Source organism: Pseudomonas sp. SbOxS1, from assembly GCF_013416725.1.
GTDB lineage: Bacteria > Pseudomonadota > Gammaproteobacteria > Pseudomonadales > Pseudomonadaceae > Aquipseudomonas.
In genome coordinates this window covers 23861-47217 of record NZ_JAAVXC010000016.1, presented here as the reverse complement: position 1 = coordinate 47217, position 23357 = coordinate 23861, and the positions used below count along the sequence as shown (strand labels likewise).

The following is a 23357-nucleotide window of genomic DNA, read 5'->3' as shown; positions in this document are numbered from 1 at the left end:
CCATGCCCAACGGCGAAGGCCCCGACGCCACCTCGATGGTGTTCAAGCTGCGGCACATGGAAGTGTTCCGGGCGGTGATGCTCACCGGCTCGATCAGCGGTGCGGCGAAAATGCTCTACGTGTCGCAGCCGGCGGTCAGCAAGCTGATCGCCTATATCGAGAGCCGGCTGGTCTACCGCCTGTTCCAGCGCATCAACAATCGCCTGGTGCCCACCGCCGAGGCGCTGACCCTTTACCGCGAAGTCGAGCGTGTCTACCAGGCCGCGCTGGCGGTCAACGAATGTGCCCGGGCCCTGGCCAGCGGCCCGAACCGCCAGTTGCGCATCTGCTGCAGTGCATCGCTGTCGACGGTGGTCATCCCGGTCGCCCTGGCCCGACTCAAGCGGGAAATGCCGGCGCTGAACATCGAATGGCAAACGACGTTGATGGGCGACATGCCCAACCAGATCCTCTCGAAGAAAGTCGACCTGGCCATTTCCGCCCTGCCGCTGATCCACGACCACCTGCACTCGCTGGCCTTCATGCGCGCACGCATGGTCTGCGTGATGCCGGCTGATCACCCCTTGGCCGGCAGCACTTCATTGTCACTGCACGAGTTGGTCGACCAGCCGTTGTTGCTGTTTCGCCCCGACATGCCCTTTGGCCGATTGCTGGCCGAAGAGATCGAACGCCAGGGCCTGAACCTGCACTCGATGCTCAACTTCACCAATGCCAACGAAGCGGTGGCCCTGGTCAAGCAAGGCATGGGCCTGACCATCATCGATGAGTTCGTGGCCCAGGACAGCGGCCTGGTCGTGGTACCGCTGGTTGAGGCGATTCACTTCGATATCAGTTTCGTCTACTCGCGGTTCGAGCCGCTGTCCCAGTCTGCCGCGCAGCTCATGCAGGTGCTGCATGGCCAGGCGGTCAAACTGGGGCGTGTGATCCCAGGGGTCGAGTTGCCGAACTTCGACTGATCAGCGCAGGCCCGCTTGAAGTGCTTGGCGCGCAGACATCGGCGGTCGCAATTTCACGGCAGGCTCGCCCCTGCCGATGAGCCTGTTCCTGGCAAAATAGCAAATTCGTGATGTGTTCCCTTCGTTCTTTCCTGCGTCGCAGACTTCACTGCCCGTTTTCCCCTGTCTGGAGTTTTCTCAATGCCCTCGCCCAATTCCCTGTCCGCCGCGTTGCTGGGCCTGGCCCTTGTTTGTCCGGCGATGGCCGAGGCCCAGGGCCTGGAGTTGGGGCAAGTGCTGATCGGGGCCGAGGACCAGAGTGACGAAGACCAGGGGATCGAGGACGCCAAGGCGCGGCTCGACCAGGTGCCCGGCGGCACCAACGTGGTCGACATGCGCCGCCCCTTGCAGGGCCGGGTGGCGAGTAATCAGGATGTGCTGGCCTATCAGCCAGGCATCTATGCCCAGTCGGCGGGAAACGAAGGGGTGAAGATCTCGATTCGCGGATCGGGCATCAACCGTGCGCCGGGCGCCCATGCCTCGGGCCTGTACGCCATGCTCGACGGCCTGCCGCTGACCGGCCCCGGCGGCACGCCCTACGAGCTGCTGGAGCCGCTATGGCTTGACCATGTGGAAGTGCTGCGTGGCGCCAACGGTTTCGACCGCGGTGCCCTCGCCTTGGGCGGGGCCATCGATTACGTCAGCCATACCGGCTACAACGCACCGCGCTTGCAGGTGCGCTATGCCACGGGCAGCCACGGTTATCAGCAACGCCAAGTCAGCTCCGGGCAGGTACTGGGCGACTTTGACTACTACCTGGCCCTGACCGACGCACGCGCGGACGGTTATCAGGAGCACACCGCCAGCGAGAGCCAGGGCGTCATCGCCAACTTCGGCTATCGCTTCAACCCGAACCTGGAAACGCGCTTCTACCTGCGCTACCGCCAGACCGACAACGACCTCGCCGGCCGGGTCACCAAGCACTCCATCGAGCACGACCCGCGCGCGGCCAACCCCGCCTACGTGGCGCGCGACGATCGCCGTGAGCAGCCGGGCAGCACCTTCATCGGCAACAAGACCACCTGGTTCATCGATGACGATTCGAGCATCCAGGCCGGTCTCGCCTACCATGACTATCCCATGGACTTGCGCGAGGGTCCCAACCGCCTGAAGGTGGCGTACACGGATGTCAGCGGCACCCTCGACTACAAGCGTCGCGACACCCTTTGGGGCCTGCAGAGCCAAAGCACGCTGGGCCTGCGCGTGACCAAACACCTGCCCAACGCCGGCGCCAGCGAGCAGGTGCGCATCCCCACTGGCAACACGGCCGGTTATGCGCCAGGCACACCCATGCGTAACTTCACCTACCAGGGTTCGGACAGCGTCCTGCATGTGGGCAATAACCTGGAGATCGCCGACGACCTGTGGCTGACCACGGGCCTGGCAGCCATCTACACCCGCCGCGAAAGCGCGGTGACTTACCCGCAAGGCGGTGGCAAGACCAGTCAGGGCGACTGGGACTATGCCCCGCGCCTTGGCCTGCGCTACCAACTGACACCCGACCTGCAACTGTTCGGCAACCTCAGCCGCTCGGTCGAGGCGCCGCACCCCTGGTCGCTGATCTACAGCTCCAACATTCGATTCCCGGCCGGCAGCGGCCCCGCCACCGGCACCCAGCGTGATCCAGTCGAGCTGCAGAACCAGACCGCGACCACCCTGGAGCTCGGCGGTCGCGGCGACAGCGCGATGGGCCAATGGAGCCTGGCCTGGTACTACGCCCAGGTGCGCCACGAATTGCTCTCGGTGTTGCCGGATGCCAACACCACCACGCCCTACGAGCTCAATGCCAGCCCTACCGTGCACCAGGGCGTGGAAGCCAGCCTGCTGAGCAACCTGTGGTCCGGCGACGATGGCGGTCAACTGAGCCTGCGCCAGAGCTACACCTTCAGTGACTTCCACTACCAGGACGACGAGCGCTTCGGCGACAACCGCCTGCCGGGCCTGCCGATGCACTACTATCAGGGCGAACTGCGCTACGACTGGCCCCAGGGCTTCTTCGCCGCGCTCAACACGCAATGGGTGTCCAAGGTGGCGGTCGATTACGCCAACAGCTACTACGCCGATCCCTACGCGCTGTTCGGCGCGACCCTGGGCTACAACGCGCCCAAGGGTGACTGGCAGACGTGGGTCGACATGCGCAACCTGACCGACAAGCACTACGCCGCCACCGTCACGCCGGGCTACGACGACAAAGGGCTGGACGCAGCGCGGTCGACGCCGGGTGAAGGTATGGCGGTGTATGTCGGGGTGTCGTGGAGCCTGCTGTAAACGACGCCCAACGGCCTACAGGATCGAGCGTATGGTCCCGCCTTCGATGCGCATCGCCATGCCATTGAGCGCCGGTGACGCCGCCAGGTGCAGAACGCTGCAGGCTACTTCGTCGGGGTCGATCATGCGCCGGATCAGTGAAGTCGGTTCGGTTTCGTCGAAGTAATCCTCGACCACCTGCTGCGCGGTGATGCCCTTTTGCCCGGCGATTTCCCGGTGATAGCGCTTGACCGCCTCGGTGGCGGTCGGCCCTGGCAGTATCGAATTGACGCGCACGGCCGTGCCTTTGGTCAACTCTGCCAACGCCCTGGAAATACCCAGCACGCAGGTTTTCATCGCACCGTAATGCACCATCCACGGCTGTGGCTTGACCGCCGATTCACTGCTGATGAACACGATCGAACCCTCACCGCGCTCAAGCATGGCCTTCATCACCAGGCGCGTCATGCGCACACCACTCATGACATTGACGTTGAAATAATGAAGCCACTGGGCGTCGTCGGTTGCAAAAAAGTCGCGCACCTCGAAGATGCCTACGTTGTTGATCAGGAAATCGATCGGCCCCGCCTCACTGGCCAGGGCCGCCAAGCGTTCGGCGGCGGCGTTGTCGGTCAAGTCGGCAACCATGCCGCTGCTGCCCTCGCCCAGTTCTTGCAGCGCCGCACCGACCTCCTCGTCATTGAGCCCGCTGATGACCACGCGGGCGCCTTCAAGGATGAAACGCCGGGCGATGGCCTTGCCAATGCCCGTCGCGCCACCGGTGATCAGCGCGGTTTTTCCAGTCAGTTGGTAATCCATGGGTGCAGCCTTCTTTTGTCGTTGTGCGCGCCATCATGCCCCAGCCCCGGTCCGACGATTTTCAAGGATTGCTGAAGACTGATTTAGCCAACGGCTGAAAGCGCCTCACACCCGGCCATTCGCCAACTGCGCGCTGACCTTGTCCAGCAGGAAGTCGATAAACACCCGCACGCGATGCGGCAACTGCTGGCCGGGGCCAATGAACACGGCATGAATCGCCTCGGTTTCCCCGCTGTCGTACGCCTGCAGCACCGGCACCAGGCTTCCTGCCTGCAGATCGTCGTGGATGTGAAAGTTCGCCAGGCGGGCGATCCCCAGGCCCGCCAGTGCCGAGCGACGCATGCTCTCGCCATCGCTGAGCAAGACATTGCCCTTGGGCTCGATCTCGATGCGCTGGCCGTCGGCGCCGCGAAACACCCAGGCCTGGGAGTGTCGATGAAAACCGAAGCTGAGGCGGTTATGCCGTTGCAACTCGTCGAGGTCTTTAGGTTGACCACATCGCGCGATGTAACCGGGTGACGCCACGGTGATCATCCGGCTCTCGCCCAGGCGGCGCTGCACCAGGCTCGACTCCTTCATCGGGCCGGTACGGATCGCGATATCGGCGCGGCGCTCGAGCAGATCGACCACCGTGTCGGTAAGTTCGACGTTAAGGGTGATGTCCGGATACGCCGCGAGAAAATCGGGCAACAGCGGCAGCAGGCAATGCAGGCCAAATGGCAGGTTGGCGTTGACCTGGATCAGCCCGCTGGGTTTGGTGACGTTGGCGATATCGCGCTCGGCGCAATCGATCAGCTCAAGGATACGCAGGCATTCACTGTTGAAGCGCTCGCCCTCGGCGGTGAGTTCCAGGCGCCGGGTCGAACGGTGCAGCAAGCGCGCGCCGAGCCGGGCCTCCATGCGTGCGATCAATTTGCTGACGGCCGAGGGTGACATGTCCAGCTGCCTCGCGGCTTCGGAGAAGGTGCCGGCGTTGACGACCCGGGTGAAGACTTCCATCTCGCCGGATCGATTGATGTCTTTGATGTTTATCACGAACTGAATTCACAGATGATTATCCTTCAAGCAGTCTAGCTCATATGCGGCGCCAATCGTATGGTGAAGCGTTCCTGAAACTGGAATACCCGCCCAATGCTCGGCAAAGGGCGGCAATCACATAAGCGACGAGGACAAGACATTGAAGATTTTCGTTACCGGCGTGACCGGCTACATCGGCGGCTCCGTGGCCAAATACCTGGTGGATGCGGGTCATGAAGTCCGGGGCCTGCTGCGCAACCCGGAGCAGCGCAGTGCCTTGCAGGCCCTGGGTATCAGCCCGGTGCTCGGCACCCTGGATGACGCCTTTATTCTCGCTGAACAGGCACGTTGGGCCGATGCGGTGGTCAACGCCGCGAACTCGGACCACCTGGCTTCGGTGCAAACCTTTATCAAGGCATTGAGCGGCAGTGGAAAGGTATTGCTGCACACGTCGGGCTCAAGCGTGGTTGGTGACGACGCACGCGGTGCTTATGAACGCGCCGAGATCTTCACCGACGAGACGCCTTTCACCCCGATGGACATCCGCAAGGACCGGGTCGAGATCAACCAGATCGTGCGTCGCGCCGGCGTTGAACAGGGCATTCGCAGCATCGTGTTCTGCCCGACCATGATCTACGGCGAATCCTTGGGGATGCCGTCCAAAAGCGACCAACTGCCCAAGCTGTTCGCCCAATCACGCAAATACGGCGCCGGCGCGTACATGGGTGCCGGCGTGCATCGCTGGTCCAACGTGCACATCGAGGATCTGGCGGAGTTGTATCGCCTGGCCATCGAGAAAGCCCCGTCCGCCTCGCTGTTCTTTGCCGAAAACGGCGAAGCATCCTTCCTCGAAATCGCCACTGCCATCAGCAAGTCACTGGGTTTCGGTGGCGAGATCCGCAGTTGGCCTGCGGATGAGGCGATTGCGTTGTTGGGTGATTGGGCGCGCTTCGCTATTGGCTCCAACAGCCGCGTGCGCGCCGTGAACGCCCGCGTGTTGTTGGGGTGGAAGCCCAAGCGTGAGTCGATTCTGGAGTGGATTGAGAACAGTGGTGTGCAGTGGTGATATTCGCGCAGCTGTTTGTTGACTGAGTACATATCCATTCCTGCGGTAACGGCCACCTGGGGTTTCGCTCTTACTGTAGGAGCCCGGCTTGCCGGCGAAGGCGTCCTGACGGCCAATGGGGATTTTGTTGACTGAGTACATATCCATTCCTGCGGTAACGGCCACCTGGGGTTTCGCTCTTACTGTAGGAGCCCGGCTTGCCGGCGAAGGCGTCCTGACGGCCAATGGGGATTTTGTTGACTGAGTACATATCCATTCCTGCGGTAACGGCCACCTAGGGTTTCGCTCTTACAGCGAGTCACTTGGAAAAGCCTGTAGGAGCGAGCCTGCTCGCGATGGAGGTCAACGATGACGCGTGGAGCCTGACACCCCGTGGTGCTCTCAGGTTTTTCGCGAGCAGGCTCGCTCCTACAGGGCCCGCCGCGCTGGGCCATCCATGGCCCAGCGCGGCTAAACCGGCATCCATGCCGGTTTACCCACTGCGCAGAACCTCCACTCGGCCTCTCGATGGGGCAAGAAAATCAAAAGCCAAATCAAGATCAAACGCGAAAGCAAGGCGGCCTTAAAGCCGACCTGAACTTGCGGATACCCCCAATCCCTTGTAGGAGCCAGGCTTGCCGGCGAAGAACGATAACGTGGTACAACAGACACACCGCAGCGCCTGGTTCGCCGGCAAGCCTGGCTCCTACAGGGGGAACGCGTACGGCTCCCGATCAGGTCGGCTTTAAGGCCGCCTCGCGTTTGTTTTTGATCTGGGGCGCCCCGTTAACCACGCTGGCCGAACGCAGGCATTGCGCAGTGGGTAAACCGGCAGGACGCCGGTTTAGCCGCGCTGGGCCAAGGATGGCCCATCGCGGCGACCCACGGAGCGATGCCGGAGTGAGGGCATGCCGAGCCTAAGCGAGGCACCGAGTGGTGGGGCAAAGCCTTTTGCTTACTTTTTGCTGGGCCGGCACTCCGGCGTTTGAAAAAGTGAGTCGCCGTAAGGGCGAAACCATAAGTGGCCGTTACCGCAGCAATGGATATGTACTCAACCCCCATGCCCATCAGGCCCAAAACCAAAACACTCCCCACAAAAAATCCCAGGCAAAAAAAAACGTGCGACCAGGGCCTTCATCAATGAAGCCCCCCATCGCACGCCAGGCCCATGAAGCCTAAAAACGGATAACACAGTCAGGGGTATATGGACTTAACCCAACACCTCCAGCGCCACGCTTTCGATCCCCGCCGCATCCAGCCGATAATGCCGATACAGGTGAGTCGGCGGCGCAATCAGGCTGTACTCGTCGTAGAGACCATGGCGCCGCACTTTGACGCCGACGCCCTCCTCGGCGATGACTTCGCACACGGCCCCGCCCAATCCGCCAATGATGTTGTGCTCCTCCACGGTGAGAATCGCCCGGCTGTTGCGCGCAGCGGTCAGCACCGCCTCGCGGTCCAGTGGCTTGATGGTGGTCATGTCGATCACGCCCACCGAACGTCCGGCGGCATTCAAGGCCCGCGCGGCTTCGAGAGCCGGATGTACCGTGGAACCGGTGGCGATGATGGTCAGTTCATCGCCCGTCAGGTGCACCGTGGCCTTGCCGAAGACAAAGTCCGGGACGCTGTCGTAGACCACCGGGTCCCGTCCGCGCTGAATACGGAAGTAGATCGGTTGCGGGTAGTTGGCCGAAGCCAGGATCGCCGCCTTGAGCTGATTGCCATCGGCCGGCGCGACCACCGTGATGTCGGCGATCGAACGCATGATCGCCAGGTCCTCGGTGGCGTGGTGCGAGGTGCCATAGAAGCCCAGGGAGATGCCGGCGTGGTGGCCTATCAGGCGCACCGGCAGTGCCGAATAGGCCACGTCCATGCGGATCTGCTCACAGCACAGCAACGGCAGGAAAGACGCAAAGGTCGCCACGAAAGGTTTCATGCCCACCGCCGCCATTCCGGCGGCGGCAGACACCATGTTCTGTTCGGAAATACCGAACTGCACGAAACGCTCGGGATGCCGTTCGGCGAATGTCGACAACCCGTTGGAGTACTGCAGGTCAGCGGTGCCAGCGACCACCGGCTCGCCGCGCTCGACCAGTTCGATCAGCGCATCGGACAAGGCATTCAGGCTGGGTGTCTGGCTGTTCAGTGCCCGGTACTGCCAGGAGTTGTTCGACAGAGGTGCGGTATTCATGGCTTAGATCACCTTGCTTTTGATTTCGTCGATAGCGCGTTGTGCGTCTTGCGGGTCGAGATAACCCAGGTGCCATCCCGGCTCGGTTTCCATGTAGGAAACGCCTTTGCCCTTGACCGTATTGGCGATGACGCACACCGGTCGGGTGCGCGTGGTGTCGGCCTTGAGACGACGAAGCAGACTGGTCACCGCCGCCAGGTCATGGCCATCGACCACATGGGTTTCCCAGCCGAAGGCGATCCACTTGTCCGCCAGTGGCTCGATGCCGATCACGTCATCCACGTTGCCATCGAGCTGATAGCCATTGCGGTCGATGATCGCCACCAGGTTGTGGACCTTGTGGTGAGCCGCGCCCAGCGCCGCCTCCCACACCTGGCCTTCCTGCATTTCGCCGTCGCCGAGCATCACGTAAGTGGTGAACGACTTGCCCAGCATCCGCCCGGCCAGGGCCATGCCCAGACCGCCGGACAAGGCATGGCCGATGGAGCCGGAAGAAAAATCCACCCCCGGGACCTTGCGCATGTCCGGGTGATCGCCCAGCGGGTTGCCCAGGCGCGTGTAGTTGTCGAGGATCTCCTTCTCGAAGAACCCCCACTCCACCAGCACCGGGAACAAGCCGACCGCCGCATGCCCCTTGCCCATCATGAAGCGGTCGCGATCGGGCCATTTCGGCTCGGCGAACCGCAGGTCCATCACGTCGTAATACAGGGCGGCGAACAGCTCGGCGGCGGAGAACACCGAGGTGTAGTGGCCGACCTTGGCGATTTCGATCAGGCGAATGGTTTCCAGGCGAATGAACTGGGCTTTTTCCCGCAGCCGGGCCAGCTCCTCGGCGGTCAATTGAAAGTCGCGCTGTGCATTTTCGCGCAAGTGTTGCGTCGTCAAATCAGTCATGTGTCGTGTCCAGGGGCATTACCAGAGTTTCGACCACATCCGCGATGTGGCCGGGCCCAGCGCAGGTGATCACTGCGCTTTCAAGCGTGGCGTCATGTAGTCATTGAGGCGTGGCATGACCTGCTGCGCGGTCAGCTCCATGGAGCGCCGCCACAGCGCTGCGTCGTCCCACTCATGGAAGGTGGTCATCAAGGTGCCGAACGGCCCGGTCTGCTCGCTGAACGCGACCAGTTGCTCGGTGACCGAATTCACGTCACCGTAGATCACCATTTCCTTGATGCAGTGATCGACCGTCACTTCCTCGTCGGTCATGTCGGGGCGGGTCTTGAAGATCTTGGTGTAGTGGTTACTGGCCAGGTTATCGATCATGTAGTCGAAGTAGCGCCGCAAGGTGCAGCTCTCCATGGCCAGGTAGTCCTCGGCTTGGGCCTGGGAGTCGGCGACGAACACCGAACGGGCCACCCGCCAGTTGTTGGCGTCGGCCTTGATTCCGGCACTTTCCGCGCCCTGGCAGTAGGCTTGCCAATGGGAGGCCACGGTTGCCGTCGGGTTGAAGTTGGCGGACATCAAGTCCCAGTCCCTGGCGCCTGCCAGTTTGGCGGTACCGGAGAACGGACTCATGGCCGTGGTCGCGACGCGCGGGAACGGTTTCTGGAACGGGGTCGGCATGTAGCCGATCTGCAGTTCGTGATGGACCGAGTCCTTGAGGCTGACTTGATAATGTTCGGTCGAAAACTCATAAGGTGCGCCCGAGTTCCAGATCGCCCGGATCATCTCGTAGCACTCGACCATCATCTGCCCACGGTCCTTGCCGTTGCTGCCGTACACCTCGAAGTCGGAGGCCAGCCCGCCCGGGCCGATGCCCATGATGAAACGCCCCTTGGACATGTGATCGAACATCGCCGCATCGGCAGCGATACGCGCCGGGAAATGATGGGGCAAGTTGAGTACACCGGTGCACAACTTCATGCGCCGGGTCAGCGGTATCAGGGTGGACAGAAATTGCAGCGCGTTGGTGATCGGCTCGGTGCGCTGGGAGGTATGTTCACCCACCCACAGTTCATCGAAACCGACGCTATCGGCGTGGACGGCACAGGCAATGTCCTGGTCGTACATCTCGTGATAATCCCAGCCCTTGTGGTGAAGCGGCTGCATGAACATGGCGAGTTTCATGTCGTTCTCCTGCTGTTTTCAGTGACCGCTGTGTTGCGAACAGGGGTGTTGCAACACAGCGTTTTCATGACGAGCGCTCGTTTCGCAGGCGTGCCAGTGCCGGCGCTGCAAGTCGCAACGTTCAAGCAAAGGGGTTCAATATCCGGGGCTGGCCGAGCGTTGCTTCAACGCACGCCATCGGCCCTCGGTGGGTTCAGTTACGCGTCAACTTCCCTGCAGCAGCCACCCGCCATCCACCAGCAAGTCAGTGCCCGTCACGTAGGAGGACAATGGCGAAACCAGGTACAGCACGGCATCGGCAATTTCCCAGGGCTCTGCTGCCCGGCCCAGGGGGATGTTGTCCAGCACGTTGTTCTGCCGGTGCTGCTCCAGCAGTTCCGGCTCCAGGTTGCCCGGGGTCGCCGTCAGCCCCGGCGAGATCGAGTTGACCCGAATGTCGAAGGCGCTCAAGTCCTTGGCCAGGCTGCGGGTCATGGCCAGTACCGCGCCTTTCGAAGCGTCGTAGGTACAGTGATTGGCCATGGACCGGTGGCCGCAGATCGACGACAGGTTGACGATCGCCCCGGCGCTTTGCTGCCGACGCATCTGCCGCTGTGCCGCCTGCGCACCGAGAAACACCCCGCGCGTGTTGATGGCGTGGAGCCTGTCCCAGAAGTCCGCATCGACCTCGTCGATGGGCTTGAGCGGATAGACGCCCGCGTTGTTGATCCAGATATCCAGGCGGCCGAAGCGCTCGACGGCCATGTCCGCCAGGCGCTGGATATCGGCCGGCTGGCTGACATCGGTGGGCAGAAACTCAACGGCGAATCCGGCCTCGACCAGTTCACCGCTGCGCTCCGGCGCCAGGCTGCCAATCAATACCTTGGCACCCGCTTCGACCAGGCGCCGACTGATAGCCAGGCCGATGCCGCTGCCGCCGCCAGTGACGACGGCGGTCTTGCCGGACAAATCCAGCAGATGCGCGAACGGCCGGTAAGGCCGTGCCTGATACGGAGTAGACATGTTGCAACCTCCTCGTTGGCTGTCGGTCATCACGCGGTCGCCAGGGTCATGATGCTGTCGGGGGCAATCTGCGGCCGATGCAGGATGCCCTGGGAGCAGCCGCGGGCCATGACCATGACGCGATGGGAGAGACCGATGACTTCTTCCAGATCGGAGCTGACGACGATCACCGAGACCCCGGTTTTCGCAAGGTCGATGATCAGTTCATAAATCGCCGCGCGGGCGCCCATGTCGATGCCCCGGGTCGGCTCGTCGAGAATGATCACTTTCGGATGGCGGGCGATCCATTTGGCGATCACCACTTTCTGCTGGTTGCCACCGGACAACTTGTCGAGCATCTGCCCCGCCACGCCCTTGATCCCCAGCGTCGCAATACGCTCACGGGCAAAAGCGGCGACCCGCTGGTTGGCCATGATCCCGCAGGAACTGAGGCTGTCCAGGTTGCAGTAGGTCAGGTTCTCGGCAATGGTCTGGCTGAGCACCACGCCTTCGGATTTGCGGTCTTCGGGTATCAGCACCACACCGGCATGGATCGCCGCCTGCACATTGTTGGCCGGCAGCGGCCGATCACCCAGCATCACCTTGCCCTGGCTCAACGCGCTCAACCCGGCAATCGCCTGGACCAGCTCGGTGCGACCGGCGCCGACAATGCCGGCAATCCCGAAGATCTCCCCGGCCTTGACCGAAAACGACACATCGTGAAAGCGCCCGGCCTTGTCCGACAGCTGCTCGACGCGCAGCACCTCCGTGTCCCCTGGCAGCGGCAACTCCGGGAACAAGCGCTCGATCGGCCGCCCCACCATCTGCGACACCAGCACGCTGACATCCGCCGAGCCACTGTCGTGACGGGCGATCAGGTGCCCGTCGCGCATCACCACGACCTTGTCGGCGATCCGCGCAATCTCATCCATGCGGTGGCTGATGTAGATGAAGGACACGCCCTCCTTTTTCAGCTCCTCGATCTGTTTGAACAGCAGGTCGGTTTCGTCCTTGCCCAGGGCAGCCGTCGGCTCGTCGAGGATCAGCAAGCGCGAGTTGAGCGTCAGGGCACGGGCGATTTCCACCAGTTGCTGGGCGGCGATCTTCAGTTGTCGCACCGGGGTTTGCGGGGAAATGTCCAGGCCCAGGCGCCGCAGTTGTTTCTCGGTTTCACGGTGCATGGCCTTGCGGTCGATCATGCCGTCGCGGGTGGGCAGGTGACCGAGGAAGACATTTTCCGCCACGCTCAAGTCCGGCAGCAGATGAATCTCCTGATGGATCATGTTGATGCCCAGGGCCATGGCCGCCCCGGGTCCGTTCGGCGCGTAGGGTTCGCCTGCGAGGAACATCGTGCCTTTGGACGGCGTCAAGGCGCCGGCGACGATGGAGGAAAAGGTCGACTTGCCCGCGCCGTTCTCCCCTAGAAGCGCCACCACTTCTCCGTAGCCGATATCCAGGCTGATGTCTTCCAGCACTCTGACCGAGTTGAATGACTTGCCGATGTTGCTGGCCCGAAACAGCGGTGCCTGGCCGGTCTGGATCGCATTCATGTCGTTACCCTCCTTCGCCGGTCTCAAGGGTGCTGCTCAAGAAAGGTCGCCACATTTTCGCGGGTGGTGACGAAGGCCGGCAGCAGTTGAGTCTTGGTCACCGGCTTGCCTTGCTGCAGGTCGACCGCGGTGCGCAACGCCGTACGCCCCATTTCCACGGCTTGCTGGGTGATGGTCATGTCCAGCTTGCCGTCGCGAATGGCTTCCAGGGCCGAGGGCAGGCCGTCATAACCGAAGACCCAGACCTTGTGATCGATATTGGCGACCTTGACCGCCTGGGCGGCACCCAGTGCCGGCGCATCGGATCGACCGATGAAAACGTTGATTTTCGGGTTTTTCTGCAGCATGTCCTGGGCCACCTTGAAGCCGGTGTCCTGCAGCCAGTCGGTCGGCTTGCGGTCGACGATTTTCATCTCCGGCGCCTCGGACAACACCGCGTCCAGGCCTTTGGCCCGGGCCACTTCGGTCGAGTCGCCCAAGGTGCCCTGGAGCAGGCCGATCTCGGCCTTGCCGCCAGTCAACTTGATCATTTGCCGGGCCAGCTCGCCCGCCGCCGCCAGGTTGTCGGTGGAGATATAGGCATCGCACTCGACGTTTTTCGGGAAATTGTCGATGCAGATCACCGGCACCCCCTGCTGCCGCGCCAGCCGCACCGGTACGGCCGAAGCGGCGCTGCCGGTGGCGGTGTAGAGCAGCACATCGATGCCTTTGCTCAACATGTCCTGGATCTGGCTGACCTGCCTCGCCGGATCGGCCTGGGCATCAGCGACCAGCACATTGTTGATCCCAAGGTTCTTGGCCTGTTCCATCACGCCATCGCGGACCATCAGGTAGAACACCCATTGCAGGCTCGGGATCGACATCCCGACGGTGATCTGATCCACGGGTTTGACCTGGGCGTTCACACCGGACGACATCAGGCAGCCGAGCAGCGGCAACCACAGCAGACGCACTGAAAAAGCAGGCAGTTTCATGTTTTTATCCTTGTTGTTCTGGATTGGGCACGAGGGCTTTTTTTGTTCGAGGGCCTGGGGTCAGTCGGCCTTGCGCTTGAGCAGATCGAGCATCACGGCGAAGGCGATCACGGCGCCGATCACCACTTGCTGGACGAAGGGGGAAATGCCGGCCAGGTTCAGGCCATTGCGCAACACACCGATGATCAGCACACCAATGAGGGTGCCAACCACGCTGCCCGCGCCGCCCTTGAGGCTGCCGCCGCCGATCACCACCGCGGCGATCACGTCCAGCTCATAGCCGACGCCCGCACCCGCTCCGGCGGTATCCAGCCGCGAAGTCATGATGACGCCGCCCAGGGCCGCGCAAATTCCGGAAATGATGTACACCGCGCTGGTGTAGCCCTTGACCCGGATACCGGCGAGCTTGGCCACCTTGGCGCTGCCACCGATGGCATACAGGCTGCGCCCGGCCACCGTGAACTTGAGGACGAACCAGAACACCAGCGCCAACACGGCAAAGCAGCTCACGGTCAGCGACAACACACCGCCGTAACGAATCACCGAGAGGTTGCTGAACCATTCCGGGAAGCCGCTGACTTGCGCGCCGTCGGTGACCATGTAGGCCAGGCCGCGAGCGATGGACATCATCGCCAGGGTCGCAATGAACGAAGGCAGACCGGCCCTGACCACCAGCAAGGCCGTGGTCGATCCGCAAGCCGCACCGACGGCCATGGCCCCGAGCATGGCCACCCACATCGGCAACCCCAGCACCTGCTCGAGCCAGCTCATGACCATGATCGCCACGGCCAGCACCGCGCCGACAGACAGGTCGATACCACCGATGAGAATCACCAGGGTCATGCCCAGCGCCATGATGCCCAGCACGGTCACCTGATCGAGCACATTGAGCAGGTTGCTCAAGGTCAAGAAACTATCGGTAAAGACTGTTAGTACCGCACACAACAACAAGAGCCCGACCATCGGACCGGCCACGTTAGTTTCCAGGCCGATCCACTTTGGAATCGATCCGGCGAGTCTTGACTTGACCAACAACTGATTGTTCATACCCACATCCACTTCTTATCTAATTGTTATAAGACCGAGCACTACACGACTTGCCGATTAATCACCCAGTTGCCGGTATCGCCCTCCCATGTACAGCAGCGGTTCCTCTAACGGTTGGGTAATGACATCGATCACATTGCCGATCATCACGGTGTGGGTACCGTGTTCAATCTCCTGCACCACTTCACAGAAGATGGCCGCCTGGGCATCGGCAAGGTAGCGAATGCCGTGCACCCCGGTACGCCAGTCGCCCACGACGAAGCGGCGTTCGCGCAGGTCGGGCTGGCTGAAGATCTTGCAGATCGGTTCGTGCTGGCTTTGCAGCATGTTCACGCAGAACAGCCCGGAGCGCTTGATGATCGGCGAGGCGCTGGCGCTGCGATTGATGCAGATCAGGGCCGAGGCCGGGTCCATCGACACCGAGGAAAAAGCGGTGGCCGCCAGGCCGTGGGGCTGGCCGTCATCGTCGAGTGTGGTGATCAGGGTTATGGAAGAAGCGAAACGCCCCATTGCCATTTTGAATGGGCCGGCCAGGTCGATCGAAGGGGCTGCCTCTTGATATTGAACGTGCATACTTAAACCCTCTTTTTTGGGTGACTCACAAGCTCAGGCATTCATTATTAACAATCCCCTGTACTTTTCTATTCACTTTTAAAAAATTGACTTTTCAAGTTTCCCGTAAGGTGAAGCCAACAACAAACTCATTTGAATCAAGTTCACATATCGACGCAAACGCCCATTCCAGAGCAGTTTGTTAGTTGACCCACAAAACACACGCACACTTGATTAGTTGTACTAAGTGAAGAATCGATCGATACTTTCTGAACAATCAGAAAATACCCTTCGCGAGTTGAATCATCATGGTCGATCGATTACAGGACATGCGGCTGTTTCGCCTGGTGGTGCAGACAGGCTCCCTTTCCACGGCCGGCCGGCAAATGGGCCTGTCGCCAGCGGCCATGAGCGGTCGCCTCAAGGCGATGGAAGAGTTCTATGGCTTGCGCTTGCTCAAGCGCAACACCCGCAGCCTCAGCCCGACCGCCGAAGGCCAATTGCTGTTTGAGAATGCGCTGAAGATCCTCGAAGAGGTCGATGCCCTCGACAACATCATCAAGAATGGCCACAGCGACTTGCTCGGGACCATCGGCCTGACCTGCCCTACCGACCTCGGCCGGCAATGGGTCAGTCAACTGGTGGATGCCTTCATTGGCGAAAATCCCCACGTCAGCATCCGCCTGTTTTTCACCGACCGGATTCTCGACTTCGTCGAATCGGGTTCGGACATTGCGATCCGTTTCGGCGATCTTCCAGACAGCTCATTGATTGCCCGCTCCCTGGGCGTGGACCGGCCGATGGTTTGCTGTTCGCCTGAGTATCTGCAGCGGCACCCGAAACCGCTGGTGCCCGAGGACCTGCACCAGCACAACTGCCTGGTGCAACTGCGCGCGGACTTCGCGCTCGATCGCTGGAAGTTCATGCACAACGGCCTGTCGAGCACGATCCAGGTCAAGGGCAATCGGCTGGCCAACGACGGCTTTACCCTGCGCCAGTGGGCGGTACAGGGACTGGGGATTATCTGGAAGTCAGTCTGGGAAGTGGCTGATGACATTCAGGCGCAACGGCTGGTCCCGCTGCTCGAGGACTATCAATGTGCGACCACCGGGTTCCATGTGCTCACCGAAGGCGGGAAGAAGCTGCCGGCGCGGGTCAAATCCTTCGTTGATTTTGCCGTCCAGTACTTCAAGAACCTGGACATGCCAGCCCGGCACATCCTGAGCTCGCCTGTGCGCCGCCTCGAACACAGCATGCCATGACCCTCATGCCAACGGCACCGCCTGCAGATCGGCCATCACCGGTTTGAGATTACCGAGCATGTGCTCGTACGCCTTGCGCATGCCGGCATAAAACGCCTGCCGGGACGCGTCCGGCAAGGCCACGCACTCGTCCGGTCGTTGCCAGTCGATGGCCGTCTGCTTGAGATCGGCAAACACCCCCGCACCCTGTCCCGCCACTAGCGCGGCGCCCAGCACACCATATTCGGCGCCGGGCAGTTTGCGATAAGGCAACCCCAGCACGTCAGCCTTGATCTGCCGGAACAGCTGACTGTTCGCCCCTCCGCCCAGGCTGATCACACCCCCGCTGCCGAAATCGACCTGCATGTCCCGCATGCATTGCGCAAAACGCGCGTATTCATAGGCGATCGACTCGAGCATCGCTCGGTACTGGTCGGTGCGGTCGTGGCGCCAGTCGAGGCCGACAAACGCGCCGGCCAGCGCGGCATCGAACGGCGCATGGCGCCCCCCGAGGTGGGGCATGAACAGCAGTTTGTCGCGCTCGGACAACGCAGCCCCGGCCCGCGCTTGCAGTTGCTGGCATTCGGCGTCCGTCAGGCCGAATGCCTTGAGCGTGATGCCGGCGCCACCGACGTAGGCCATCGAATAAAACAGCCCGGGGATGCAGTGACGGAACGTCGTCAGGGTCCGGTGTTGCGCGTCCACCGCGTAATGGTCAAGCAAGGTCGCCAGCACCGAGCCGGTACCGGCAATGTCGAACAGTTGCCCAGGTTCGAATGATCCGGTCCCGAGCAGGGACGCAGCGATATCCGCGCACCCGGCAAACACCGGCGTGCCCGCCAACAGCCCGCATTCGCGCGCCGCCTTTGCACACACCGAGCCGATGCGATCCCAGGGCTTCACCAACCTGGGGAGCCGATCGACCTCCAGCTGAAATTCATCGAGCAGCGCCGTGTTCCATTGCATCGCCTGGTTGTCGGCAAAACTGTTGAAGCCAAGGTAGGTGTCATCCATGAACGCCGCATCGGCGTCCAGCGCCGCCATGCGCCCTGCGACGTAGGCCGCCGGCATGATGATCTTGCGGATCTTGCGATAGACCCGGGGCTGTTCGTCACGCCAGTACAGCCATTTCGCGGCATGGTTGGCACTGACCGGGCCACCCGCCTGTTCAATGATCGATGGCTCGAAAGCCTTGAGCCGTTGCACCTGGTTGGCGCAACGCATATCGAGCCAGGAATCGTAGGGCGTTGTGGCTTCCCAGTGGCGGCCGATGGTCGAGATCCCGGCCATTTGCCCGCAGATCGCGATACCAGCGATGTCACCGGCATTGATCGATGCCTGAGCCATGACATCACCGATGGCCAGCAACACCGACGCATACATCTCGTCCGGACACTGCTCGAACACCTGTCGCGCCGGATTCGCCAAGCGCGCGGGCCGACTCGCCGCCCCTCGCTGACAGCCGTCCTGGTCAACGACCACGACACGGGTACTGGAGGTGCCCATGTCCACCCCAACCAGTAATGCTTGACTCTTCAAGGGTTGACGCTCGCAAGTGAAACGATGAGGGGTTTGTACAGGATACTGTGATCAATGCAGCTGGGGCAGTGGCTGGTTTTTTATTGCACGCCCCCCTTGTAGGAGCGAGCATGCTCGCGATGGTCGTCAACGATAACGCTGGAAACCTGACACACCACCGCCGCCCCTCCAACAAACCAGCGCCTGCCCTCCTGAATTACAGCGGCGCTTTTTCACCCTTACCCAAAAAAATCTGCGTCGGCAATTTGAAGCCCCGCAACTTGAGCAACGCCAACGGCCCCGCCCCCAGTTCGGTGCGCAGGTTCCAGGTCAGGTCCAGGCCATCCGGCGCCTTGAGTTGCACGCGGTAGTGGCTGGCGCTGTCGTTCAAGGGCGTGACCCGGGCTTGTTCCAGCAGGCGGATCAGGCCCCAGGTGCCTTCGTAATCGCCGAACAACCGCTCGCCGGTCATGACACTGGTCCAGCTCAGGCTGGTGCCCGGATGGCTGGTGAAGCCTGGCCAGGCGAAGCGTTGCCAGCTCTCTTTCTGGTTGAAGTAGTGATGTTTCTGGCCATTGAGGATGAAGGTGGTTTGCACCACGTCGCGCACCGGTTTGCCCTGCAGCTCGAAACTCATGCCCATGCCGCCATCGGTGTAGAGCACGTCGGCGAGGTGGCTGAGCTGGTTGATCGCGCTGAGAAACTGCGGGTTGAAACGCAGGCCCTGGCTGTGCCGGGAATCGGCCACCCAGCGACTGCCCTCCTTGCGCAACACCCCGCCCAGTTGCTGCTGCAAAAACTGCTCGATGCGCCCGGAATCGGCGCGAATCATCTGCCCCAGCATCGGCAACGAAGCATCGCTGGCGGTGGCCGCGAAGGGGTAGCGCCCGGCGAAGGCGCCCTGCCAATCGCTGACGATCGCCCGTTGCCAATGGCTGTTGAGGCCCGCCGCCGACGGTTGCAGGACCCGTTGCCAGGCCTGCTCCAGGGGCTGCACGAACAGGGTCTGGCCGACACCGTCCCACTCCGCGCCGAGGCTGGCGGCGACCAGGCTGCCGTAGGACTGGGTGTCGGTGAGATCGACCTGCTTGCCCTGAAACACGCTCTGGGCCAGGGCCTGGGTCATCGCCTGCGGGTTGGTCGCGTTGCTCACCTGCTGCAACTTCAAACGCACCCGGGTCACGCGGTTGAGGAAGGCATGCAGGCTCAAGCGCTCGTCGTCGCTCTGGCCTTCGGCGTCCTTGCCGAGCAGGGCCAGCAACGGACCGAAACTGGCGTGCAGCGCAGTGCTGTGTGCTTGCTGGTCGATCAGCGGCAGCGTGTCCTGGGCGAGCAACTTCTGCGCCGACTTGACCAACGAATCGCCAAGCGCCTGACCCCGCGCGCCGGCCTGCCCCTGATACGCCAAGGTGTTCATCAGCGCGATCAAGGGCGACTGGCGCGCATCACTCATCAGCGCCAGTTGATCGATCACCTCGCCGAGGCTGTCGACCGATTGCCAGCGCAGGCTGTTGAGAAAACCCAACCAGGCGTTGGCGTAGTCCTGGAAGTAACGCTCGGTCAATTGTTGGCGCAGTTGGTCCGGGGTCAACTCGGCGGCGATGTCGGTCGGCTGGTCGCTGAGCACCCAGTCGATTTCTTCGCGGCGTGCTTCGGCGATAGTGTCGATGGACTTGCGCACCTGCCCTTCCCAGGCCTGGCGGGTGAACACGCCCGGCACCTGCTTGGGCGTGGAGAACAGCGCCTGGGCATCGGTGTCGCCGACCATCTGCCGCAGACTCAACGCTGGGTAATGGTTGGCGGCGTCATCGAGCACGGTTTGGTACAGGCTGGCTTCGGCATTGCGTTGGCCCAATTGGCCGAGTAGCACCTGGCGGACCTGGGCCACCAGCTTGGGGTCGGGCTCGATGCGCCAGTCGGGATGCGCTGCCAGTTGCTCGGCGTAAAATTGCCACAGGGTCGGCGCCAGGGTTTGCCAGAGACCCGGGGAGGTACCGGCGCGCAGCGGTTGCGCTTCGCTCAAGGCCTGGACGAGGAACGTCGCGTCGGCTTTTTCCGGGCGCGCCAGCATCAGGTAGGCCTTGAGTTGCACGTAGGCAGCTTGCGCACGCTTGGCGCGCTCGGGGCTGTTCGGGGCCAGCTTGAGAAGGGCATTGAGTTGCTGCTGCAGATGGGCGGCTGCCGGGTCACGCAGCAGGCGGTTGTTGGCCTGCGTGTAACGCGGCCACAAGGTTGCCAGCAGGTGCTCGTTTTGATTCAGGCCGAAACGCTGATACCAGGGCGTGCCGTGTTCGGCGCGGTAATCCAGACGCCCCAGTTCACGAGTCAGCTCGTTGAACGCCAGCAGTTGTTCCTCGGGACTCTGCGCCTGTTCGAGTGACACCAGCGAGCTCTGCACCTGGGCGATGTGCACGCGGTTGCTGGCGAAGGACAGCAACAGGCCTGCGCCCCAGATCAGCGCCAGTCCCAGCGCCAGTGAATAAGCGACTCGCGAGGCGCCCCAACCGAGGCGGCGAGGGTGAGCCGCTTTGTCAGCGAGCAAGCCTTGCCAGGGCGGTGTGGCGTGCCAAAGGTTGTCCGTTTTTTCTTGGGTGCCTGTACCGTCCGGCAGCGGCAGGCTGAACCACAACCCGCGCAATGGCACGCCCCGGGCGAACACGCGGAACAACGGCGCCAGTGCCTGACGCCAACGGGTGATGCCCTCGGCCTGTAGATCGCGGGACAGGCGCAGCAGGAAATCATGATGATTGGCGTCGTAGATCTGTGCCCAGCCGCTGTCGCGCAGGGGCTCCAGCAGATCTTGCAGAGCGCTTTCCACGGCCAGTGGCGTCACCTGTGACGGCAGCAAGCAACCGACCGCTTGGGTCGGGCGTTTGTCCTGCTTCCATCGACTGTCGCAGACCTGCCACAGGTGCAGCGGTAATTGCCAGCGTAGCTGGCGCGCCAGGTCTTGCAGGTGACGGATGCCGTTGTCCATGGCGCTGGCGTCAGTGCTTTGCGGTTTGTTCAGGGCCCAGATCACGCCGTCGAGAGAACGCCAGCGGCTCAAACCATGCCAGTGCGTGCGCCACGATTCATCCAGTTTGGACTGCACGCTGCCGCCCCAGAGCAGGATGGTGTCGTGACCTGCGAGCGATTGTTTTTTGTCCAGGCCGGGAGCGATGGCGGTGATCTGATCGGGTTCGCCGACGACCAGCAGCAGGCGGACTTTGTGGCGCCAAAAATGGCCATGGTTTTCACGCAAGTAAACTTTGAGCGCCGCAAGGGTTCGAGCTGCCTGCGTATCATCGGACTCTTCAGTGACCGTTTGCGCTGACTGGCGAACATCGTCCGCGTCGAGCCGAGGATAATTTGAATGCCCCGTCTGACGTCCCAAAAATTGGTAACCACCCAGGAACATCACCACGATGAAGGTAGTGGCCGATATCACCGAAAGCCAGAAGGTTTGCCGGGCACTGCCAGATGCAATACCCAACCACTCAGGATGACGCCAGACCAGCACGCCCAAGACCATACCGGTGAGCAACAGCACACCGACCAGCACACTTATCCGTACAGAGCGTCGAAACTGCATTCGAGATTTCCTATTTCGAAAGGGGTGGCACCGGCATTAACACCGTGCACCAGAGTGCGGCTGCGTCATCGCCGCCACTGAAAATGAATTGCGGACCGCCGCCGCGTTCAATCGTTTGTGTCGCGGCCGCAATGGCCAACCAAGGTGCGGCCTTTCCCGGATTCCCAATCGATGCATCGAGGTTGCGCACACCTTGCGCCGACTCGACCGGTATCGGAGTTTCGAGCAGCACGGACGCCATAGCGGCAGTCCGCTGTGCAGCAATACCCACCTGCCAGACCTGCTCGACTGCCTGCCCTTCCAGCGGTACCCAGTCGAGGGCCTGGCGCGTGGCGTAGAGCAAATCGGCGTCGGTAGGCTGGCGTTCCTGCTCAGGACGATGGAGGTAGGCGATCGGCGCCAGGGTGGACTGCGTCAGGCGATTGCCTAGCAGCAAGCCCACAGCGACCTCTGCCGTGTCTTCGGGTTGCTGCGGCGCAAGCTGTAACGCTACAACCATCAGCATTGCCTGATCGCGAATGTGCTGGTCGAGCCAACGATCAACGGCGGCCAATCCGCAGCCCTCGACGGGTACCGTTGATTGGCGAATACCAGACTCAGCCCAGGCCTGTTGCCACATTCGGCACAACAAATCCTCCGAAAAGCTACTGTCGACCTCCAACAACAAAGCCAATGGCCTGTCGTCAGGCACTTGAGCCAGGGTTTGCGCCAAGTCGGTCAGTACCTGCGTCAGCACACGCATCAGCAAATCGCTGGACGATTCATCCGCACCACTATGCAAACGACTATGGCGTAATGGTGCTTCGTCTAATCGGGTCGGTTGAGACTTCAAAGTTTCGGTTCCGCCGCTCAACTTATTCAACTGCGCATCTGGCTGGTCTTCTGGATATCGAAAAGCGGTGTACAGGCTCACACTCAACACTTGCTGAGAGCGCCGACCCTGACGAATTTTACGAATCAGATCTTCCTCACGCGCTTCATCCCAACCATCGGCAACCCCTTGTTGGCCGATATACAACGCCACTCGAAAGAAACCCAGCGCACACCAACCGAAGATCGGTATACCTACGGCCAAACCCCAGAAATCAACAGGCCAATGGGGCAAGGTTTCATCACCCAAGACTACGCCCCCGACCACACCCAGGAACAAACACAGCACCAACAAGCCGAGCCAACGCAAAAAACCAGGTCGTGCGGGACGCAGTGCGAGTGGAGGTACTTTATCCAGTCTGACGGGCATGACTAATTCGCTCCCGCTTCAGGCAACGAGGAAATCAATACGCATCCACCGGTGCATAAATGACCGTCAAAGACGACTGGAATGCTGTTGTCTTTACACGCAAGATATCTCTCTGCGGCAATAACAGTAAAAATCCAAAAAAAACCAACACAATACACAATCAATCCCAGCAATCGCATTTTAAATCCCTCCCAAAGTGGTTGCCTTTTCTTCTCAATGAGCTGTAAGCACTCCGAAATCAATCTTTTGTAAAAAAATAATCGTAATAATTAGTTATCCTGACAGACTACTTATATACA

General features: G+C 61.5%; 17 protein-coding genes. 4 read left to right on the top strand and 13 right to left on the bottom strand.

Annotation, left to right across the window (positions count from 1 at the left end; all coding sequences use genetic code 11):
• Positions 1-2 precede the first annotated feature (2 nt).
• Positions 3-956 carry a LysR family transcriptional regulator gene (locus tag HFK74_RS18165; protein ID WP_180204640.1) on the top strand — a complete coding sequence of 318 codons (954 nt, stop codon included), beginning with the start codon at positions 3-5 and terminating at the stop codon, positions 954-956.
• A 180-nt stretch (positions 957-1136) separates the two neighbouring features.
• The gene (locus HFK74_RS18160) at positions 1137-3263 is read left to right on the top strand and encodes a TonB-dependent receptor (RefSeq protein WP_180204639.1); all 2127 of its coding nucleotides are present in this window, start codon (positions 1137-1139) and stop codon (positions 3261-3263) included.
• A 15-nt stretch (positions 3264-3278) separates the two neighbouring features.
• On the opposite strand, the gene HFK74_RS18155 is transcribed toward HFK74_RS18160, so the two are convergent.
• The gene (locus tag HFK74_RS18155; RefSeq protein WP_180204638.1) at positions 3279-4061 is read right to left on the bottom strand and encodes an SDR family NAD(P)-dependent oxidoreductase; all 783 of its coding nucleotides are present in this window, start codon (positions 4059-4061) and stop codon (positions 3279-3281) included.
• A gap of 105 nt (positions 4062-4166) precedes the next feature.
• Entirely contained in the window at positions 4167-5096 is a 930-nt protein-coding gene (locus HFK74_RS18150; protein ID WP_180204637.1) for a LysR family transcriptional regulator, read from the bottom strand.
• A gap of 142 nt (positions 5097-5238) precedes the next feature.
• Here HFK74_RS18150 and HFK74_RS18145 point away from each other — a divergent pair, with 142 nt between their 5' ends.
• Positions 5239-6144, top strand: a complete 906-nt coding sequence (locus HFK74_RS18145) for an NAD-dependent epimerase/dehydratase family protein (protein WP_180204636.1) — start codon at positions 5239-5241, stop codon at positions 6142-6144.
• A 1189-nt stretch (positions 6145-7333) separates the two neighbouring features.
• Here the strand turns inward: HFK74_RS18145 and HFK74_RS18140 are convergent.
• The 8 genes from HFK74_RS18140 to HFK74_RS18105 form a co-directional block, all read right to left on the bottom strand.
• Positions 7334-8314, bottom strand: coding sequence for a transketolase family protein (locus tag HFK74_RS18140; protein WP_180204635.1), 981 nt, complete (start codon positions 8312-8314; stop codon positions 7334-7336).
• Positions 8315-8317: 3 nt separating this feature from the next.
• Entirely contained in the window at positions 8318-9208 is an 891-nt protein-coding gene (locus HFK74_RS18135) for a transketolase (RefSeq protein WP_180204634.1), read from the bottom strand.
• Positions 9209-9277: 69 nt separating this feature from the next.
• Positions 9278-10381 (bottom strand): LLM class flavin-dependent oxidoreductase, encoded by a 1104-nt coding sequence (locus HFK74_RS18130; protein ID WP_008063235.1) that lies wholly within the window; start codon positions 10379-10381, stop codon positions 9278-9280.
• Between the two features lie 204 nt (positions 10382-10585).
• Positions 10586-11383, bottom strand: coding sequence for an SDR family NAD(P)-dependent oxidoreductase (locus HFK74_RS18125; RefSeq protein ID WP_180204633.1), 798 nt, complete (start codon positions 11381-11383; stop codon positions 10586-10588).
• A gap of 29 nt (positions 11384-11412) precedes the next feature.
• Complete coding sequence (locus HFK74_RS18120; protein ID WP_180204632.1) at positions 11413-12912, bottom strand: sugar ABC transporter ATP-binding protein; 1500 nt, start codon at positions 12910-12912, stop codon at positions 11413-11415.
• 23 nt (positions 12913-12935) lie between these two features.
• A complete protein-coding gene (locus HFK74_RS18115; protein WP_180204631.1) occupies positions 12936-13886 on the bottom strand; it encodes a sugar ABC transporter substrate-binding protein in 951 nt (316 codons plus the stop codon).
• A 60-nt stretch (positions 13887-13946) separates the two neighbouring features.
• Positions 13947-14933, bottom strand: coding sequence for an ABC transporter permease (locus HFK74_RS18110; protein ID WP_180204630.1), 987 nt, complete (start codon positions 14931-14933; stop codon positions 13947-13949).
• Positions 14934-14990: 57 nt separating this feature from the next.
• Entirely contained in the window at positions 14991-15506 is a 516-nt protein-coding gene (locus HFK74_RS18105) for a flavin reductase family protein (RefSeq protein WP_180204629.1), read from the bottom strand.
• 287 nt (positions 15507-15793) lie between these two features.
• Between HFK74_RS18105 and HFK74_RS18100 the strand changes: the two genes are divergently transcribed.
• Positions 15794-16747 carry a LysR family transcriptional regulator gene (locus HFK74_RS18100; protein ID WP_257230354.1) on the top strand — a complete coding sequence of 318 codons (954 nt, stop codon included), beginning with the start codon at positions 15794-15796 and terminating at the stop codon, positions 16745-16747.
• Between the two features lie 3 nt (positions 16748-16750).
• Here the strand turns inward: HFK74_RS18100 and HFK74_RS18095 are convergent, their stop codons facing one another.
• The 3 genes from HFK74_RS18095 to HFK74_RS18085 form a co-directional block, all read right to left on the bottom strand.
• The gene (locus tag HFK74_RS18095) at positions 16751-18238 is read right to left on the bottom strand and encodes an FGGY-family carbohydrate kinase (RefSeq protein WP_368738166.1); all 1488 of its coding nucleotides are present in this window, start codon (positions 18236-18238) and stop codon (positions 16751-16753) included.
• 223 nt (positions 18239-18461) lie between these two features.
• Positions 18462-21818, bottom strand: a complete 3357-nt coding sequence (locus tag HFK74_RS18090; protein WP_180204627.1) for an ImcF-related family protein — start codon at positions 21816-21818, stop codon at positions 18462-18464.
• Between the two features lie 10 nt (positions 21819-21828).
• On the bottom strand, positions 21829-23058 hold the full coding sequence (locus HFK74_RS18085; RefSeq protein WP_180204626.1) for a hypothetical protein: 1230 nt from the start codon (positions 23056-23058) through the stop codon (positions 21829-21831).
• Positions 23059-23357 lie beyond the last annotated feature (299 nt).

Bases quoted from the DNA above. Each gene is read 5' to 3' on its own strand.
- HFK74_RS18165 (WP_180204640.1), top strand. From the start codon at position 3: ATGCCCAACGGCGAAGGCCCCGACGCCACCTCGATGGTGTTCAAGCTG.
- HFK74_RS18160 (WP_180204639.1), top strand. From the start codon at position 1,137: ATGCCCTCGCCCAATTCCCTGTCCGCCGCGTTGCTGGGCCTGGCCCTT.
- HFK74_RS18155 (WP_180204638.1), bottom strand. From the start codon at position 4,061: ATGGATTACCAACTGACTGGAAAAACCGCGCTGATCACCGGTGGCGCG.
- HFK74_RS18140 (WP_180204635.1), bottom strand. From the start codon at position 8,314: ATGAATACCGCACCTCTGTCGAACAACTCCTGGCAGTACCGGGCACTG.
- HFK74_RS18135 (WP_180204634.1), bottom strand. From the start codon at position 9,208: ATGACTGATTTGACGACGCAACACTTGCGCGAAAATGCACAGCGCGAC.
- HFK74_RS18130 (WP_008063235.1), bottom strand. From the start codon at position 10,381: ATGAAACTCGCCATGTTCATGCAGCCGCTTCACCACAAGGGCTGGGAT.
- HFK74_RS18125 (WP_180204633.1), bottom strand. From the start codon at position 11,383: ATGTCTACTCCGTATCAGGCACGGCCTTACCGGCCGTTCGCGCATCTG.
- HFK74_RS18120 (WP_180204632.1), bottom strand. From the start codon at position 12,912: ATGAATGCGATCCAGACCGGCCAGGCACCGCTGTTTCGGGCCAGCAAC.
- HFK74_RS18115 (WP_180204631.1), bottom strand. From the start codon at position 13,886: ATGAAACTGCCTGCTTTTTCAGTGCGTCTGCTGTGGTTGCCGCTGCTC.
- HFK74_RS18110 (WP_180204630.1), bottom strand. From the start codon at position 14,933: ATGAACAATCAGTTGTTGGTCAAGTCAAGACTCGCCGGATCGATTCCA.
- HFK74_RS18105 (WP_180204629.1), bottom strand. From the start codon at position 15,506: ATGCACGTTCAATATCAAGAGGCAGCCCCTTCGATCGACCTGGCCGGC.
- HFK74_RS18100 (WP_257230354.1), top strand. From the start codon at position 15,794: ATGGTCGATCGATTACAGGACATGCGGCTGTTTCGCCTGGTGGTGCAG.
- HFK74_RS18090 (WP_180204627.1), bottom strand. From the start codon at position 21,818: ATGCAGTTTCGACGCTCTGTACGGATAAGTGTGCTGGTCGGTGTGCTG.
- HFK74_RS18085 (WP_180204626.1), bottom strand. From the start codon at position 23,058: ATGCCCGTCAGACTGGATAAAGTACCTCCACTCGCACTGCGTCCCGCA.